Genomic DNA, 15,344 nt, shown 5'->3' on the forward strand with positions numbered 1-15,344 from the left:
CATGTTTATATTGCGTTTTTAGCCCAATGGAACATCCACACCAAAATGTTCGTTTTCGCCGTTACATATAATACGAGAAGGAGAAACCACGGGTTTCCAGCTGGTAAAAATGTGGTCAATTTTTAATCCTTCTACATTTTCTTCCAAGTCTGCTATATTTCCTTTTATTATCACATCATTTCTATGCAGATGAGTTTCAAATAAACCTTGTTTAATGACATAATCATTTCCTTTTTCTTTCAACGTATCGTATTACAAGAAGGGTTCCCCCCCTGCAATTTTACGAGCTTTCTAATTGTCTTTCGATTTCAACTTACTTACTCTTCATACACTCGTATCCATAGTAATTGGTATTGAGTCTTTCCTAGCGTTTGTAATTCCTGAATGACAAGAAGAACATAATTATCTTTACGTACATTTTTATAGACGAGAGAAGAATCGATAATATAAAGTCAAAATATTCAGTTAACAATAGCCTTAATCATAGATGAGCAGGGAAACTATTTAATTCCCCTGCTCTGCAGCTCTTTTTATTAAGTTAATAAAAAACGGCAAAAAAAGAAATAATGCAATCACCCGAATAATATGTAAGCTCGCAACAAGGGTTGGTTCTAAATGTAAAGCCATCGCTGTTGAACTCATTTCAGCTGCTCCTGCCGGAACCGTGCTAAGTAAACTAGTCATGTATGGAAGACCCGTCATCCATTCAAAAATAAAAGCAAGTGTCAGACTAAATAAAAAATAAATAGCAAGCAATATAGCACTAGGTTTTCCAATATCTTTTAACTTAAAAAAAGTCGGACGGTCAAAACGGATGCCGACCATTACTCCGATAAGCGCCTGTCCGATCCCTCCTATATAGGACGGCAGCGAAGCAGAACCAGACATGACCCATTCACTTATTATAAATCCTGTAAATATTCCATAAAACAAGGTTCCAGCCGGGACTTTCCATAACCGAAATAATAATATAGTAACCAAAATTGCCGAAAGAAGTCCCGCTAATACCGATAACTCCATGCCTTCTAAAGCGAAACCAGCAGACTTTGCTTGCAATTCATCCGGGTAGAAAAACCCAGCTAAAAATGGAATTGTTAAAACAAAAAATGTTATTCTTGCTGTGTGAAATGCAGCTACTACCCTGTTATCTGCTCCGTAATCCCCGCTCAACGCAATCACTTCAGACGCACCCCCGGGGACACAGCAAAAATAAGCAGTTAACGGATCCAAATTAGTCCAGTGGTTCATTAACCAGCCAATACCTACTCCAGCCGCTAATGTCAAGGTAAGCGAGAGAAGGAGCGGCACGAAGTATTGACCGATTAATTGAAATATTTCCGTTTGCATCATAAATCCGACATTTACCCCTACTAGAGCAAGTACTATACGGAACGGCCAGCCTTCAAAAGCAAGCCGCTTGAGGAACAATCCATAACCAATTCCGGTTAAAAGACCGCCCAAAAGCCATCCAGCCGGTATATGCAGGAAAGAAAGAATACATCCCAGCAATAATGCTGCACCAACACAAATTATTTTTTCCCGTAACACACTCTTTTACCTTCTTTCTATACTGTCCCTTATTATTATATTAACACTTCTTGAATCCAGAAAGGACATAAACGACTTGTATATGAAAGGATTTCTAATTTATATTGAAAGACAAGACAATCATTAATCATATGAAGGGGGGATCGTTATGAAAAAATATATTTTTTTCGCCGCTATTTTTCTTGTATTTATGTATATAGGTTGGACGGGATATAACATTTGGTCTTTCAGTGAGAAAAACCAGCTTCAAAAAACAGAAGCTGCGATTGTTTTAGGTGCTTCTGTACAAGATGGTGAACCTTCGGTGGTTTTCAAAAAAAGAATCGACCATGCTCTGCAGCTTTATGAAAACGACAACGTAATCAAACTGATATTTACTGGCGGTAAAGGGGAAAACCTGAATGAAGCTGAATCAGAAGTTGCTCGGAAGTATGCGTTGGAATATGGAGTAAAAGAAGAAGATATATTCATAGAAACCGAATCGAGCATTACAGAAGAAAATATTCAGTACGCCAAAGATATAATGCAGCAAAACAATATTGACAACGCAACAATCATAAGTGACCCATTACATATGAAACGTGCCATGATGATTGCTGAAGATCAGGGGTTAAACGTTTATTCCTCCCCTGCTGCAGACACAGCATATCAAAGTCTGTCTACCAAAATTCCTTTTTTCTTAAGAGAACTGTTTTACTATAGCGGCTATCAGCTTCTTTCACCTTTTCGATCATAGTAGCATCTGATTTCTAAATTGGTTTAGATATTATTAGGTCGTGATTATGCCTTCACTGTATATCTAATTAAAAGACTGCCTCGCTGTCATTCAGCGGTAAGCAGCCTTTTTGTTTGATCTATTACATTTTATCATACGGAAAATCATCTGGATGATAACCATAACGCTGATTTTCATTCATCCCGTCAATAGCCTGAATGTCTTCTGTATCGAGGGCAAAATTAAACACATCAGCATTTGATTTAATTCTCTCTGGCGTAACGGATTTAGGAATGGTAACCACTTTATTTTCCAAGCACCAGCGAATCAATACTTGAGCAGGCGTTTTTCCATGCTTTTCAGCAATTCGTTTCACTACGTCCTCTCCAAGCAGATCTCCTTTTCCCAGCGGCCGCCATGCCTCTAATTGAATATTATGGTTTTGACAATATTCTAGCAAGCCTTTTTGAAATAATCTTGGATGAAATTCTACTTGATTTACCATTGGGTTAACTTTTGCCTCTTTCATCAAGTTTTCCAGGTGCTCTTCTGTAAAGTTGCTGACACCTATTGCTCTTACTTTTCCTTCTTCATATAACTTTTCTAGAGCCCCCCACGTTTCTTTGTATTTTCCTGGCACCGGCCAGTGAATTAAGTAAAGATCAATTTTATCTACACCGAGTTTTTGACGAGAACGTTCAAATGCTTCTAATGTTTCATTAAAGCCTTGTTCATCATTCCAGACTTTTGTCGTTATAAATATATCTTCTTCCGCCACGTTACTTTCTTTTATAGCTTCTCCAACGCTTTCTTCATTATAATAAAACGATGCTGTATCAATACTTCGGTATCCGTTTTCCAGAGCAGTTTTCACTGCCTGTTTTACTTCTTCTCCAGCTTCAGCCTGATATACCCCAAGACCGACCCAAGGCATTTCTACCCCGTTGTTTAATGTTGTTACAGATGTTTCGATACTCATTAATTACTGCCTCCTTTAATATAATTAAGAAAAGCGCAAGCGCCCTGGTCAGCCGCGACAAGTCCTGGAGGGTCGGCATATGGAAAGCTGATCTTTGCTTTCCACTGACGAATCGAAGGAATCTCGAGCGAGTAGGCGCTGGAGCTAGACATTTAAAACGCCAACTATTTATAATTTCTTACCTTTTTAAGAAAGTGCCAGGTTGGGCACGGATAATTCTATTTAGTTAGAAGGTATACTCCAATCAATCTCTGTTCGTCCAGCATTTCTTAAAAACTCGTTCGTTCGTGAAAATGGTCTGCTGCCAAAAAAACCTCTATGAGCAGAGAAGGGACTAGGGTGAGGCGATTTAATTACTAAATGATGAGCCGAAGTAATTAATTCTTCTTTGGCCTGTGCATTTTTTCCCCATAAAATAAATACCACGGGATCTTTTTTTTCATTAACTTGTTTAATTACTTCATGTGTGAATTGTTCCCAGCCTATGCCCCGGTGAGAATTAGGCTGCCCGCTTCTTACTGTTAAGACAGCATTTAATAAAAGGACACCTTCTTCTGCCCATTTTGTGAGACAACCATGTTCAGGCATTTTATACCCAAGGTCATCATAAAGTTCTTTAAATATGTTTTGCAATGATGGAGGCATTTTCACTTCTGGCTGAACGGAAAAACTTAATCCATGAGCTTGATGGGGGCCATGGTATGGATCTTGACCAAGTATTACTGCTTTTGTATTTTCATAGGTCGTATGGTGCAAAGCATTAAAAATATCATACATATCTGGGTAAATGGTCGTTTCCCGGTATTCTCTTTTTAAATACTCTCTTAATTTCACATAATAGTCTTTTTGAAATTCTTGCTCTAATCTAGGAGCCCAGTCATTCGTCAATATACTCAACGTTTCCCCCTCCTCTCCATTAATTTTTCTTTTACAAATGTCTTTCTTAGATGGTGTAAGGTAAATATGATACAATGACTGACTTAGAAAGAGGTGAATTTGCATGGAAAAGGAAAGTATGTATAACCCAGAAAATGATCCTGCAACAGTAAATGGGAAAGCCATCACCTCCCTAGTTCTTGGAATTGTTTCTCTGGTGATGACATTTCTATTTGTTATTATAAGTCCTATCCTGGCTATTCTTGGACTTATATTTGGTGTCTTAGGATTAAAAGAAATAAAACGGTCTGGTCAAAGCGGACGTGGATTGGCGATTGCTGGAAATACTTGCAGTGTCATCGGATTAATCATTTCAGTCATCTTCATTGTTTTTCTTGTAATTGGAATAGTTACATTTATGCAAATGGATCACAGCCCGCCTATGTAAAGCTTCTGCAGGCATCAAGCCATGGGGTGCCTGCTTATGTATTCCCTTGTCTAATACTCCAAAACCTTCTTTTTGTTTCACGTGAAACATTGGTTGTTACCGCTTAATAAGATCCTTTAATGTATTAAATAAATAAGGATTCGCTCCTAGAACGTACAGTCCTTTTTCTTCTTCACGCACGATTGTTTTTCCTCCTGCTTCTTCTAAAAGAAGCAAACCTGCATCTACATCCCATACATTTAATTTTATCTCCCAATATCCGTCCATTCTGCCGCAAGCAACTTGAGCAAGGTCAAGTGCTGCACTTCCCAGTCGTCGTATACCACCTATTCGGGGTACTAGTTCTTGTACATAGGCAAGATTGTTATCTTCATCCGTTCCTTTATCATATGGAAAACCAGTACCTATAACAGCTTTATTCAATTGTGATGTCTCAGATACCTTGATAGGATGACCGTTTAAATAAGCTCCTTCTCCCTTAATCGCTTCATACGTTTCCTTTAGTTTTGGAGCATGTAATAAACCTGCTACCGTTTCTCCTTTATACCTAATACCGATAGATATGCAAAAAAACGGGATTCCTCGTGCATAATTGACCGTTCCGTCAATTGGATCAATAACCCACTCATAGTCCGAATCCCCTTCATAAAAGCCGCTTTCTTCTGTTCTCATGACGTGACCAGGATAGTTTTCTTGAATTTTTTCTGTTAAAAATTTTTCAGTCCACACATCTAACTCTGTCACAAGATCAATAGCAGAAGATTTACTATCCATTTCCATTGGTCCTTCTACTCTTTTAACTTGAAAATATCCAGCTTCTTCTGCCCAAGTTTTTGCTGAGGAAAGCATATTTTTCCATTCTTTCATAATGGACACAACCTTTCTGTTATCTTTATGATATCCAACATTATTCTTTAACACAAAAATTTTGAATAGAAGCTTCTTCAACCCTATTACCCTAAAAATTATGGTAAATTGTTAGTAACATGGTGAAAAGTTTTTGTATACAACAAGGAGTTAGTTTATGCTGACATTTTTATTAGATACACTTGAACAACTTGGTCTTATCGGCTTGTTTTTAGGTGTAGCTGTAGAAGCCATCTCTATACCGTTTCCTGCAGCTATTGTAATGCTCGTATATGGTTATATAATGGATCCTTCCGGCTTCGAGTGGGTACTGCTTAGTTTTGGAGCTGCAGCTGTTTATACGACGGTTAGTTTTATCCCTTATTGGCTTTCTCTTCGTTATGACCACCTTTTGCAAAACCGTGTAAACAAATCAAGTTCCAAGCAAATGTTGAAGTTCATGGACAAATATAGAGAATGGACAATATCCGCAGGAAGAGTACTTGGTATGGGGTACATTGTATACTTAGCTGCTTTTTATAAAATAACTCCTTTTCGTTACGGATTCTTTACCTTACTTGGTATACTGCCTGTTGCTTTCCTTATGTTCTATTTAGGGAGCCTGGGAAATATTGAAGTCGTGTATGCGTGGTTTCAAAACGTACAATACGGTATAATAGTTTTGATTATTGGAGCGATTGGCTGGTATACCTTTTATCGTATGAAAACGAGAAAAAAATACCAACGAAAACAACAGTCATAAAAAAAGCGCAAGCGCCTTAAAAGAAGGAAGTTCGGCTACGAGCGTCACGTCCTATGACAACGCCGAACTGACTCCCATCCTGGGAGCCCGCGACAGGTTCTGGAGCTTTCGCGCAGGGTCGCCTGCGACCCGGAGTCGAAAGGGAAGACATCAGACGTTCAGCTCATTTTAATGAACTTCTACTAAGATCGCACACGTCGACGCATAGGATGTGCTAATGTCGCCAATGCCACAGGACGTGGCGTTTTTGGCGACGAGTGTGCAACGTAGAAGTCACCACATCGTGTGGAAGGACGTCCTGTGACAACGCTGAACGGGCTTGCACAGGAGGTGTTGACTTTTGCGTTGCGACAGGACGTCGCGGTTTTAGCAAAAGTTCCTCTTTATCGTGTGCGCCTGAGCGGCTGGGCGCTGAAGCTAGACATCAAAAACGCCAAATATTTAATACTTTTTTATTTTTTAAATAAAGAAAGCATCATTTTTGCACGGCAGCAGAAAATGATGCTTTCTTTATTTATGATATGGAGAACCGCGGTTAATTTGAAAAGCACGATACAATTGCTCCATTAACATGACTCGTATCAGTTGATGTGGAAATGTTAATTTAGAAAAAGACCATGAAAAATCTGCCCGTTGTAAAACGCTTTGATCTAACCCTAAAGAGCCTCCAATGATAAAGGCTAGTTTACTTTTTCCATGCAGTGCTAAATAATCCATTTTTTCTGCAGTTTTTTCTGAAGAAATCATTTCCCCCTGCGGATCCAGCGCAATCACATACATGTTATCCTGTATTTTTTTTAAAATTCTTTCCCCTTCTTTTTGTTTTGTTTGAAGCATTTCCTTTTCACTAGCTTGCTCCGGAATTTTTTCATCAGGTAGTTCAATTATTGAAATGTTAGCCAAATTTTTCATTCGTTTTTCGTATTCCGCCACTGCTTGTTTTAAATATTTTTCTTTTAACTTTCCTACTGCTATGATGGAGATATTCACATGCACCATTCCTCCTCAAAGTTATCCACATATTTAATCCACATATTCACACCCTGCACCATCGCATTTATTCTACTTTATACACAGCTTGTTTTTCACAATATGAACAAATTGTGGATAATGCATCATTTTCCAATTTTTCCATACGAGGCGGGCGTTCATCCTGTTCAATCGCATCTTCAATAGCACGGTCACTATGAGATTCACAAAAATAAATCATTGCATTTTTCCTCCTTTTCTTTTGTATTATATCGTCTGAAAACAAAGTTATCCACAACATATCAACAGCTACGCATGTTTCATTATCCACATTCAAACAGAAAACCTTCGAAAGAGAAGATACTCCTTCGAAGGTTCCCTTTATTTTAAAAGTCTTGTTGAGCATTTAATGTTAACTCGGTTGTTTGCTGCTCGCCTTCTCGGTAGAACGTCACTTCAATTGTATTTCCTATCTCAGCCTCTGTGTACAAATATTTACGTAAATCGTGGCCGTCTGTTATTTCTTCCCCATCTACGGAAGTAATCACATCGTATTCTTGCAATCCTGCTTCCTGTGCAGGTGTTCCTTGGGCTACATTAGTCACAAACACCCCGCTGTCTACATCAGAAGGAAGCTTTAACGTTTCCTGCCAGTGGTAACTCGGAATTTCAGAAAGGGATCTAATTCCGATACCCATTTGCGGCCGTTCTACTTCTCCTTTTGTTTCAAGGTCTTCAATAACAGGAATGGCGACTGCTGATGGAATGGCAAAACCAATGCCTTCTACTGTAGATTGGGCAATTTTCATGGAATTAATCCCTATAAGCTGGCCGTTAATATTAATGAGCGCTCCGCCACTGTTACCTGGATTGATAGCAGCATCAGTCTGCATGACTTCTGCGTTCCAATCAGGTTGTCCATTACCGGTCAAATCAACAGGAATACTTCGTTCCGTCGCACTTATAATTCCTTGTGTTACTGTTCTTGAAAGGTTCGTGCCTAGTGGATTACCGATAGCTATTGCAGGTTCTCCTACATTTATGTTTTCCGAGTTGCCAAATTCAGCAACCGTATCTACACCTTCTGCATCGATTTGAAGAACAGCAAGATCTGTTAACACATCTGATCCGACTAGTTCTGCTTCTACCCTTTGTTCATCTGATAAACTAACTTCTACTTGACTGGCCCCTTCAATAACGTGATGGTTTGTTACAATAAAAGCGGAATCTCCTTCTACTTTATAGATAACACCCGAACCAGTCCCTTGGTTTTGTCCGCCTTCCTCTTCCTGCCAAAACTCCGATCTCTGAAGATTAAAGACCCCTACCACAGCATCGGAAACATTATTTACTGCTTCTGTAATATCAGAGTTTACGGATACATTAACATTTTGCTGCTGTTCCGTAAAAATATCATCTTCAGCGGAATTATTCTCTGACGTTACAGATGAATCTTCCTGTCCTCCTGCCAACCCCGACAAAAGGCCTGCTCCAGAAAGCAGCGGCATCGAGAAGACGACAAGCAGGGCACCTATAATAGCACCTATAAAACCTGCTATTCCTGTTCTTTGTCGATTCTTTTTAGATCTTTTGTTTTCATCATCCATATGATCATTATAATAACCCATAACCTCCGACACCTTCCTGTTCATTAAAGTTCTGTGAAACAAAACAAGCTTTTCGCCCGATGGCGAAGTCATGGTTTTTTAACCGAAGCATCCTCTCCTCTTACCTTTTAGGTATTTTTCCCCAAGTAACAAGAAATTAAGCACGATTATGGTTGTATCTTTATTTTATTTAAAACCTTGTAAATTCGTCCAGAAAGAAGCTTTGTTTTATATAATTTTCCACAATTTTGCTTTTAGAGTGTCCTAATTAAGAGGTTTATAAACATCTTTATCGTTCCACTAGAAGGAGTCCTAGTCTCATTACAATGTGACTAATGACGTAGCTTTATTCGGGTCCGTATCATAAAGGTGAAAATCGTAACCAATTCCGCAGTCATTTTCTTCTAAAATCTGCTTTACAGTCATTCGAGCTAAATCTTTCATATTGTTATCTTGACTTAAATGGGCTAAATAAATACGTTTTGTCTTTTCACCCACCACTTCTGCTAAAGCGGAAGCGGCGTCTTCATTAGAAACATGGCCGGTATCCCCTAGAATTCTCCGTTTAATATTCCAAGGATAGCGGCACATCCGCAGCATGTTCATGTCATGATTCGATTCAAATATAAACATATCAGCATTTTGTACAATTCCTTTTGTATGTTCACTGACATACCCCATATCTGTAGCAAGGGCTAGTTTTTTTCCTTCATTATGAAAAACAAAAAACATCGGATCAGCTGCATCATGAGAAACTCCAAACGATTCCACCTCAAGATCACCAAACGTTTGAAGACAACCGCGTTCAAAAATAAATTTTTGCTCCGAATGAATGGTACCTATGCTATTTTCCATTGCCTTCCATGTTTTTTCATTCGCATAAATTGGCAAGTTGTATTTTCTCGCTAAAATCCCTACACCTTTGATATGGTCACTATGTTCATGAGTTACTAGAATACCATCTAAATCTTTTGGGCTTCGTGATACTTGTTGAAACAGCCCTTCTAATTTTTTTCCGCTTAAACCTGCATCTATGAGCAAGCGTTTTTCCTTTGTTTCTAAATAAACAGCATTTCCCGTGCTCCCGCTTGCCAGTACGCTAAAAGATAAAGCCATCTGTTGTTTCACTCCACGTTATTAATCTTCCTTTGATTCTCCTGAATCTGTTTCATTTTCATCGTTTTGCCTATTGTTATCAGAATCTCCCGCTAATTCTTGGATTGAACCATCAATGGCATGTACAAGATAATTTTTATCTTCATTTATTTCTATTTGATACATTGGTGTAAAGACCTGCACCTCTCCTTCTGGACTGAAAAGGCTATGATACCCTAATTCCACTTCATTAACTTGATCATTAAAAGAGACGATGCCATCGTTTAATAATACTTCAATAGCTTTATAAGGATCGAGCATATCCTTTTCTTTTCCTTCTTCGTCAAAATTAAGATAGCTCTGCACATAACTTTCTATTTCGTTATCTTCATTAAAAAACAACACCAGCTGGTCTTCTTCATAAGTGACAACCGTTTTATCCTCATACGTTTGGTTAAAATACATCTGTCTATCATCACTGTTCCATCTTTCATATCTGTACTCATCTGCATTCCAAACATACTGGTCTAAAAAATCCGAAATAGATTCTTCCACATCTGAGGTAACTTCGTATGGATCCTCTAACGTCACTTCTACAAACCTATCGTTTAAAACATTGATATTATCTTCTCCAACCTTGTTTATCGCTTCTTCTTCCATTTGAATGGGCTGGCCGACAATGTGGTTAATTTCACTTCTTTCTTCTGGCAGCTCTTCTGTAATATGGATATTCATATCAGCTAACCGTTCCCTGACTGTTGCTTGAGCTCTTACATCAATCTCACTGGCGCTTTTTTTTTCTAATAATTGGTAAAGTAAAAAAGCATTGAGGAGAAGAAATGTGATAATAAAAATCGTTTTCGTCCTATTCCAATCCACTTTCTTCCTCCCCCTCTTCTGTTCCACCAGGTTCTATAGGATACCATGCATCGTCATAATTCACATACCAACTCGGTTCAAAACGAATAACGACATTATCTGTTTTTTCCATTTTGTAGCCAATTTGAATGTTTTCAATTCGCTCTGGATCAAACTGCTCTTCTGCGAATTCTATAACTTCTTCTCCATCTGCAAGTTCAATCGAACCTCTAGCGTCAATCGGACTCTCATCTAGATTAAACAAAGGACGTGAGTATTGAGAAACTTGTCCACCTACTCGTGAAACGTTAATGGACGCAAGATCTAATCCTTGTGATTCAAATACAGGCAGACCTGATACAATCATTCGATACGTAGCATTTTCTTCTTGGCTGCGACGCTTCCAGTCATATAGGCGGTAGGTATCAGTCCATCCCCCTCGAGAATTGATAAAATCAAAAGAAGCTTCCACTACATGGTTTTGTGAATCTGGAACGTTCTCACTATAAACCGGATTAACATAATTCAAATAATCTCCGTTATCTTCTAAGCTCATCATACGGTTGCCATCCGTGAAGGATGCTTCCCGATTGTCTTGATGATACTGTTTTACGTAATCAGAATCATTAAATAATAACCTCAAGAAAGCATTGTAATTAATTTCTGAAGATGTATCAGAAAGAGTACTATACGTAACGGGCTCTTCTGGTAAATAAATTGTTTTTGGTAAAACCGAACCGTTATCTATCTCATAAGAGAAAACAGATGTAAATTCATCCATTTGACGAATATACTGTTCTCTAAAATCAGACATACTAAAGTTTGTCTCCCCTTCTAGAACGACAGGATCCTCATAGGACACAAACTTTACTTGCAGATTTTCGCTATCAACTCCTTCATCAATCAGTAAAACTCGATCCACTGAGTCAATAGATAAATAAGGAATATCCTCTTCAAAATTGAGCATTTCATCTAATATATCTCCAGGTATAGGGGTTGGAAATATCAATTCTGCTATTCTCTGACCTTCATATAACTCATCTACTTCAAAATCTTGATTTAGTGTAATGTCTTCAAAACGAGCTTCTAAAAGAGTGTTGTAAAATCTCGAAAAAGCTCGTTCAGTACCGTTTAATGCAACTTGGCTCTCGCCATTACGAAAAACTAACTGATCCGGCCAAATTACATCTTGCAGGTCTAATTCTTCTCCAAAATTTTCACTAGGAAGGTAATCAGATTCATCTAAATAGGCCAAATCCGGCTGAAAGGTCCAAAGCTGCCACGTTAGTATAACGCTAAGAGCAACTAATATCGTTAGAGTCCAAGATTTTATACGTTCCATCATTCAACAACACCCGCTTTTTTATTAACGGTATAAGGAAGCGTTACCGATATCGTCGTCCCTTTTCTCCACTCACTATTAACAGTAATATATCCACCATGGGACTGAACCAGCTCTTTAGCAATAGCAAGTCCTAAACCTGTGCCGCCAAGATTTCGGGCTCTCGCCTTATCGACTCTGTAGAAACGGTCAAATATTTTAGCTTGATTTTCCTTTGGTATACCTACGCCTTCATCCGTAATTTCAATATCTACAGCTTGTGAACGAGTAATCATTTGAATGGTTATCAAGCCGCCATCTGGCGAATATTTTACAGCGTTAGAAATAATATTATCGAAAACTTGAGTCATTTTATCTTTGTCCATATTTACATAAACAGAATGCATCGGGATTTCTTTTGAAAACTCTATGTTTTTATCCTTTGTTATCATTTCAAAACGTTCTGCTATCTGCCGTAAGAGCTCACCAATATCTGTTGTTTCAAAGGTGAGTTGAAGATCGTTGCTGTCCATTTTGGATAATTGTAGTAAATCGTTTACAAGCCGAATCATTCGCTCGGTTTCATTTTGAGTAACTTTTAAAAAGCGGGGTCCTAAACTTTCATCTTCCATTGCCCCGTCTTCTAATGCTTCTAGATAACTTCTCATCGTAGTTAACGGGGTGCGAAGTTCATGAGAAACATTGGCTACAAATTCACGCCGTTCTCTTTCTATTTTCTCCTGTTCGGTAACGTCATGAAGTACCGTAATAAGACCATTTACCGGACCTTCTTCATTGCGAATAACAGAAAAATTAGCTTCTAGTATAAATTCTTCGTTGTCCTCACTGAAATCAAGCAGGATGGAATCAGAATAATCATATAAATCACTTGGTGTTATGGTTTCAGAAAGCCGCAGTACTTCTGGAAGAGACGTTCCCATGATGTGCTTGTTATCCACATTCAACAGCTGTTCAGCACGATTATTCATCAATATAATGCGTCCGAGCTCATCTGTCGCAATAACACCATCTGTCATGTGAGCTAAAACAGAGCTTAATTTTTTCCGCTCTCCTTCTGTAGTAGCCCGAGCATCTTTTAAACTGAGTGTAAGAGCATTAAAAGATTCAGCAAGCTGGCCAATTTCATCTTGTCCGTATACTCGCACACGCCGGGAAAAATCTCCTTCTCCCATCACTTTAGCTTGTTTTCTCATATCCACAATCGGCCGGGTTATTGTTTGTGAAAGCAATATCCCAAGCACTGCTGTGATGACCAAAGCAATAATCGTTCCATTGAAAAAAATGCCATTTATTTCATCCATCTCTTGATAGATATTTTCCATGGAAGCCTCAATATAAATGGCACCTATAATTTCTCCATCCGCTTCAACCGGCTGGGAGATCACCTGGATTCTATCCCCGGTTTCCGGATCTCTTAAAATGGGACTATCTTCTGTACCAATTAGAGCTCTTTTCACTCTAACTTCTGTACTTTGCTGCCCCACAATATTTTGATCATTCCAATTTGATGTCCCTAATACTTCCTGATTCGGTCCAATAACCTGAACTTCCGAATCCTCTATCGAAAAAAACTCTTGTAAAAGATCTTCTATATCATCTTCAAGCGGTTCTTCTTCACTATCACGATCTCTTGTCATTTCTTGTCTAACATTATATTCGAGCAAATCAGCTCGTTCAACTAACATATCATAATGATTGTCTTCAAGCTGCGATTCTAATTCTCTCGTAAAATAAACACCTATCACCTGCATGGCAATAAATATGAGCAGCATAAAGATTACAATCATTTTGACATGAATCGATTTAAAAAAATCGATAATTTTCATTTTTACTTCTCCTGTTCAGGGTGTTTTAAATAATAGCCGACTCCTCGTCTTGTTACAATCCACATCGGATAACTTGGATTATCTTCCACTTTTTCACGGAGACGACGTACAGTCACGTCTACGGTTCGGACATCACCAAAATAGTCATAACCCCATACGGCTTGGAGTAAATGTTCACGCGTCATGACTTGCCCAATATGGCGTGCTAAATAATGAATAAGTTCAAATTCCCGGTGTGTTAAATCTACTGGATCTCCACGTTTAGAAACAAGATATGCATCGGGGTCAATCGTTAAATCCCCAACCTCAATTTGTTTTTGTTTCGATTGGTTTTCTTCTGGAACAACCTGCAGTCTTCTTAAATTAGCTTTTACTCGTGCAATAAGTTCTCTCGTACTGAAAGGCTTTGTCACATAGTCATCCGCACCCAATTCCAGACCAAGCACCTTATCTATTTCTGCATCCTTTGCGGTTAACATGATAATAGGCATATCAAAATATTTTCGGATTTCACGGCAAACTTCCATTCCATCTTTATGAGGCAGCATAATATCAAGCAGAACAATATCGGGTTTAAATTGGTGTACTTTTTCTATGGCTTGATTCCCGTCATAAGCTACTTCTACTTGAAACCCTTCTTTTTTTAAATTGAAGTCTAAAATATCAGCGATTGGCTGTTCATCATCAACCACTAAAATCTTTTCGTCCATCCAATATCCGCTCCATTTCTTTTCATAGAATAAGTTGCTAGGATTACAGTAAACTCACTATGTCACGATTACAGGCTGGTTCTACCTGTTTATTTAATAGCTGGCTGTTACTAGTTAAAGTAAGTATACTAGATTATTATCGTTAACCGGTATAACAAACATGTTACCTGTTTTAACAGTATTAAAAAAAACTTGGCTTGCCATCAAGTCCAAATGGCAGGGGCCTTCGTCTATTCCTGCTTTATTCCTTTAGCAAAGTTACACTTTCCTAAAGAATTAGAAAAAAACAGTCCTCTTATATTGTAACACAGCCTGAAAGGGACACGTTACAACGTTTGTATGTAACATTTTGTATTTTAGTGGTATACAAAAAACGCCTGGAATGTTATCCAGACGTGTATTGTTATTTTTTTAAATGGTGGCTCGAGACGGAATCGAACCGCCGACACGAGGATTTTCAGTCCACTGCTCTACCGACTGAGCTATCGAGCCATTTAAACAAGTAATGCTTCTTTATATTTTTCTTCTTGGTTGCTTATTTCCACTGTCCCTTCCTCTTTTATTTTGCTTCAAGAATTTATGAGTCGGGACAACTTGAGGTTTTTCGATGATGTTTTGCTCGTTTCTCTATCGGACTGAGCTACCGAGCTATTATTCTTGGTGCATTCTATCTTATGTAAATAGTAGTAGTAAATGGCGGGCCTGACGGGAATCGAACCCGCGATCTCCTGCGTGACAGGCAGGCATGTTAACCGCTACACC

Annotated in this window: 17 protein-coding genes and 1 tRNA gene; 3 read left to right on the forward strand and 15 right to left on the reverse strand. The window is 38.5% G+C overall.

The window, feature by feature from the left end:
- Window positions 1-18 precede the first annotated feature (18 nt).
- Window positions 19-243 carry an exonuclease/endonuclease/phosphatase family protein gene (locus tag FZF09_RS13345; RefSeq protein ID WP_158737092.1) on the reverse strand — a complete coding sequence of 75 codons (225 nt, stop codon included), beginning with the start codon at window positions 241-243 and terminating at the stop codon, window positions 19-21.
- Window positions 244-504: 261 nt separating this feature from the next.
- A complete protein-coding gene (locus FZF09_RS13350; protein WP_158737093.1) occupies window positions 505-1,548 on the reverse strand; it encodes an AbrB family transcriptional regulator in 1,044 nt (347 codons plus the stop codon).
- A gap of 148 nt (window positions 1,549-1,696) precedes the next feature.
- Between FZF09_RS13350 and FZF09_RS13355 the strand changes: the two genes are divergently transcribed.
- Window positions 1,697-2,284 (forward strand): YdcF family protein, encoded by a 588-nt coding sequence (locus FZF09_RS13355; RefSeq protein ID WP_158737094.1) that lies wholly within the window; start codon window positions 1,697-1,699, stop codon window positions 2,282-2,284.
- A gap of 121 nt (window positions 2,285-2,405) precedes the next feature.
- Here the strand turns inward: FZF09_RS13355 and FZF09_RS13360 are convergent, their stop codons facing one another.
- The 3 genes from FZF09_RS13360 to FZF09_RS13370 form a co-directional block, all read right to left on the reverse strand.
- Window positions 2,406-3,242, reverse strand: a complete 837-nt coding sequence (locus FZF09_RS13360) for an aldo/keto reductase (protein WP_158737095.1) — start codon at window positions 3,240-3,242, stop codon at window positions 2,406-2,408.
- Window positions 3,242-3,394, reverse strand: coding sequence for a hypothetical protein (locus FZF09_RS13365; protein ID WP_158737096.1), 153 nt, complete (start codon window positions 3,392-3,394; stop codon window positions 3,242-3,244). The genes FZF09_RS13360 and FZF09_RS13365 overlap by 1 nt, the downstream gene beginning before the upstream one ends.
- A 70-nt stretch (window positions 3,395-3,464) precedes the next feature.
- On the reverse strand, window positions 3,465-4,139 hold the full coding sequence (locus FZF09_RS13370; protein ID WP_158737097.1) for a uracil-DNA glycosylase: 675 nt from the start codon (window positions 4,137-4,139) through the stop codon (window positions 3,465-3,467).
- 103 nt (window positions 4,140-4,242) lie between these two features.
- Here FZF09_RS13370 and FZF09_RS13375 point away from each other — a divergent pair, with 103 nt between their 5' ends.
- A complete protein-coding gene (locus FZF09_RS13375) occupies window positions 4,243-4,566 on the forward strand; it encodes a DUF4190 domain-containing protein (RefSeq protein ID WP_158737098.1) in 324 nt (107 codons plus the stop codon).
- Window positions 4,567-4,662: 96 nt separating this feature from the next.
- Here FZF09_RS13375 and FZF09_RS13380 read toward each other — a convergent pair whose 3' ends face one another.
- Window positions 4,663-5,433, reverse strand: coding sequence for an inositol monophosphatase family protein (locus FZF09_RS13380; protein WP_158737099.1), 771 nt, complete (start codon window positions 5,431-5,433; stop codon window positions 4,663-4,665).
- 157 nt (window positions 5,434-5,590) lie between these two features.
- Here FZF09_RS13380 and FZF09_RS13385 point away from each other — a divergent pair, with 157 nt between their 5' ends.
- On the forward strand, window positions 5,591-6,175 hold the full coding sequence (locus FZF09_RS13385) for a DedA family protein (RefSeq protein WP_158737100.1): 585 nt from the start codon (window positions 5,591-5,593) through the stop codon (window positions 6,173-6,175).
- Window positions 6,176-6,685: 510 nt separating this feature from the next.
- On the opposite strand, the gene rlmH is transcribed toward FZF09_RS13385, so the two are convergent.
- From rlmH to FZF09_RS13430, 9 genes are all read right to left on the reverse strand, one after another.
- Complete coding sequence (gene rlmH / locus FZF09_RS13390; protein WP_158737101.1) at window positions 6,686-7,165, reverse strand: 23S rRNA (pseudouridine(1915)-N(3))-methyltransferase RlmH; 480 nt, start codon at window positions 7,163-7,165, stop codon at window positions 6,686-6,688.
- Window positions 7,166-7,232: 67 nt separating this feature from the next.
- The gene (locus FZF09_RS13395; RefSeq protein WP_158737102.1) at window positions 7,233-7,385 is read right to left on the reverse strand and encodes a CxxH/CxxC protein; all 153 of its coding nucleotides are present in this window, start codon (window positions 7,383-7,385) and stop codon (window positions 7,233-7,235) included.
- Between the two features lie 145 nt (window positions 7,386-7,530).
- Window positions 7,531-8,772, reverse strand: coding sequence for a S1C family serine protease (locus tag FZF09_RS13400; protein WP_158737103.1), 1,242 nt, complete (start codon window positions 8,770-8,772; stop codon window positions 7,531-7,533).
- 300 nt (window positions 8,773-9,072) lie between these two features.
- Window positions 9,073-9,867, reverse strand: a complete 795-nt coding sequence (locus FZF09_RS13405) for an MBL fold metallo-hydrolase (RefSeq protein WP_158737104.1) — start codon at window positions 9,865-9,867, stop codon at window positions 9,073-9,075.
- A 21-nt stretch (window positions 9,868-9,888) separates the two neighbouring features.
- On the reverse strand, window positions 9,889-10,725 hold the full coding sequence (locus FZF09_RS13410) for a two-component system regulatory protein YycI (protein ID WP_158737105.1): 837 nt from the start codon (window positions 10,723-10,725) through the stop codon (window positions 9,889-9,891).
- Complete coding sequence (locus tag FZF09_RS13415; RefSeq protein ID WP_158737106.1) at window positions 10,712-12,049, reverse strand: YycH family regulatory protein; 1,338 nt, start codon at window positions 12,047-12,049, stop codon at window positions 10,712-10,714. The genes FZF09_RS13410 and FZF09_RS13415 overlap by 14 nt, the downstream gene beginning before the upstream one ends.
- A complete protein-coding gene (gene walK / locus FZF09_RS13420; protein ID WP_158737107.1) occupies window positions 12,046-13,872 on the reverse strand; it encodes a cell wall metabolism sensor histidine kinase WalK in 1,827 nt (608 codons plus the stop codon). The genes FZF09_RS13415 and walK overlap by 4 nt, the downstream gene beginning before the upstream one ends.
- Window positions 13,873-13,874: 2 nt before the next feature.
- Window positions 13,875-14,582 carry a response regulator YycF gene (yycF, locus tag FZF09_RS13425; RefSeq protein WP_158737108.1) on the reverse strand — a complete coding sequence of 236 codons (708 nt, stop codon included), beginning with the start codon at window positions 14,580-14,582 and terminating at the stop codon, window positions 13,875-13,877.
- A 416-nt stretch (window positions 14,583-14,998) separates the two neighbouring features.
- Window positions 14,999-15,074 (reverse strand) — tRNA-Phe (locus tag FZF09_RS13430).
- Window positions 15,075-15,344 lie beyond the last annotated feature (270 nt).

The sequence above is a fragment of the Alteribacillus sp. YIM 98480 genome, assembly GCF_009765375.1.
In the GTDB taxonomy this organism is placed as follows: domain Bacteria; phylum Bacillota; class Bacilli; order Bacillales; family Marinococcaceae; genus Alteribacillus.

Excerpts from the sequence above, each read along its gene's own strand:
- FZF09_RS13355 (WP_158737094.1), top strand. The coding sequence starts at position 1,697 with ATGAAAAAATATATTTTTTTCGCCGCTATTTTTCTTGTATTTATGTAT.
- FZF09_RS13360 (WP_158737095.1), bottom strand. The coding sequence starts at position 3,242 with ATGAGTATCGAAACATCTGTAACAACATTAAACAACGGGGTAGAAATG.
- FZF09_RS13365 (WP_158737096.1), bottom strand. The coding sequence starts at position 3,394 with ATGTCTAGCTCCAGCGCCTACTCGCTCGAGATTCCTTCGATTCGTCAG.
- FZF09_RS13375 (WP_158737098.1), top strand. The coding sequence starts at position 4,243 with ATGGAAAAGGAAAGTATGTATAACCCAGAAAATGATCCTGCAACAGTA.
- FZF09_RS13380 (WP_158737099.1), bottom strand. The coding sequence starts at position 5,433 with ATGAAAGAATGGAAAAATATGCTTTCCTCAGCAAAAACTTGGGCAGAA.
- FZF09_RS13385 (WP_158737100.1), top strand. The coding sequence starts at position 5,591 with ATGCTGACATTTTTATTAGATACACTTGAACAACTTGGTCTTATCGGC.
- FZF09_RS13395 (WP_158737102.1), bottom strand. The coding sequence starts at position 7,385 with ATGATTTATTTTTGTGAATCTCATAGTGACCGTGCTATTGAAGATGCG.
- FZF09_RS13400 (WP_158737103.1), bottom strand. The coding sequence starts at position 8,772 with ATGGGTTATTATAATGATCATATGGATGATGAAAACAAAAGATCTAAA.
- FZF09_RS13405 (WP_158737104.1), bottom strand. The coding sequence starts at position 9,867 with ATGGCTTTATCTTTTAGCGTACTGGCAAGCGGGAGCACGGGAAATGCT.
- FZF09_RS13415 (WP_158737106.1), bottom strand. The coding sequence starts at position 12,049 with ATGATGGAACGTATAAAATCTTGGACTCTAACGATATTAGTTGCTCTT.
- walK (WP_158737107.1), bottom strand. The coding sequence starts at position 13,872 with ATGAAAATTATCGATTTTTTTAAATCGATTCATGTCAAAATGATTGTA.
- yycF (WP_158737108.1), bottom strand. The coding sequence starts at position 14,582 with ATGGACGAAAAGATTTTAGTGGTTGATGATGAACAGCCAATCGCTGAT.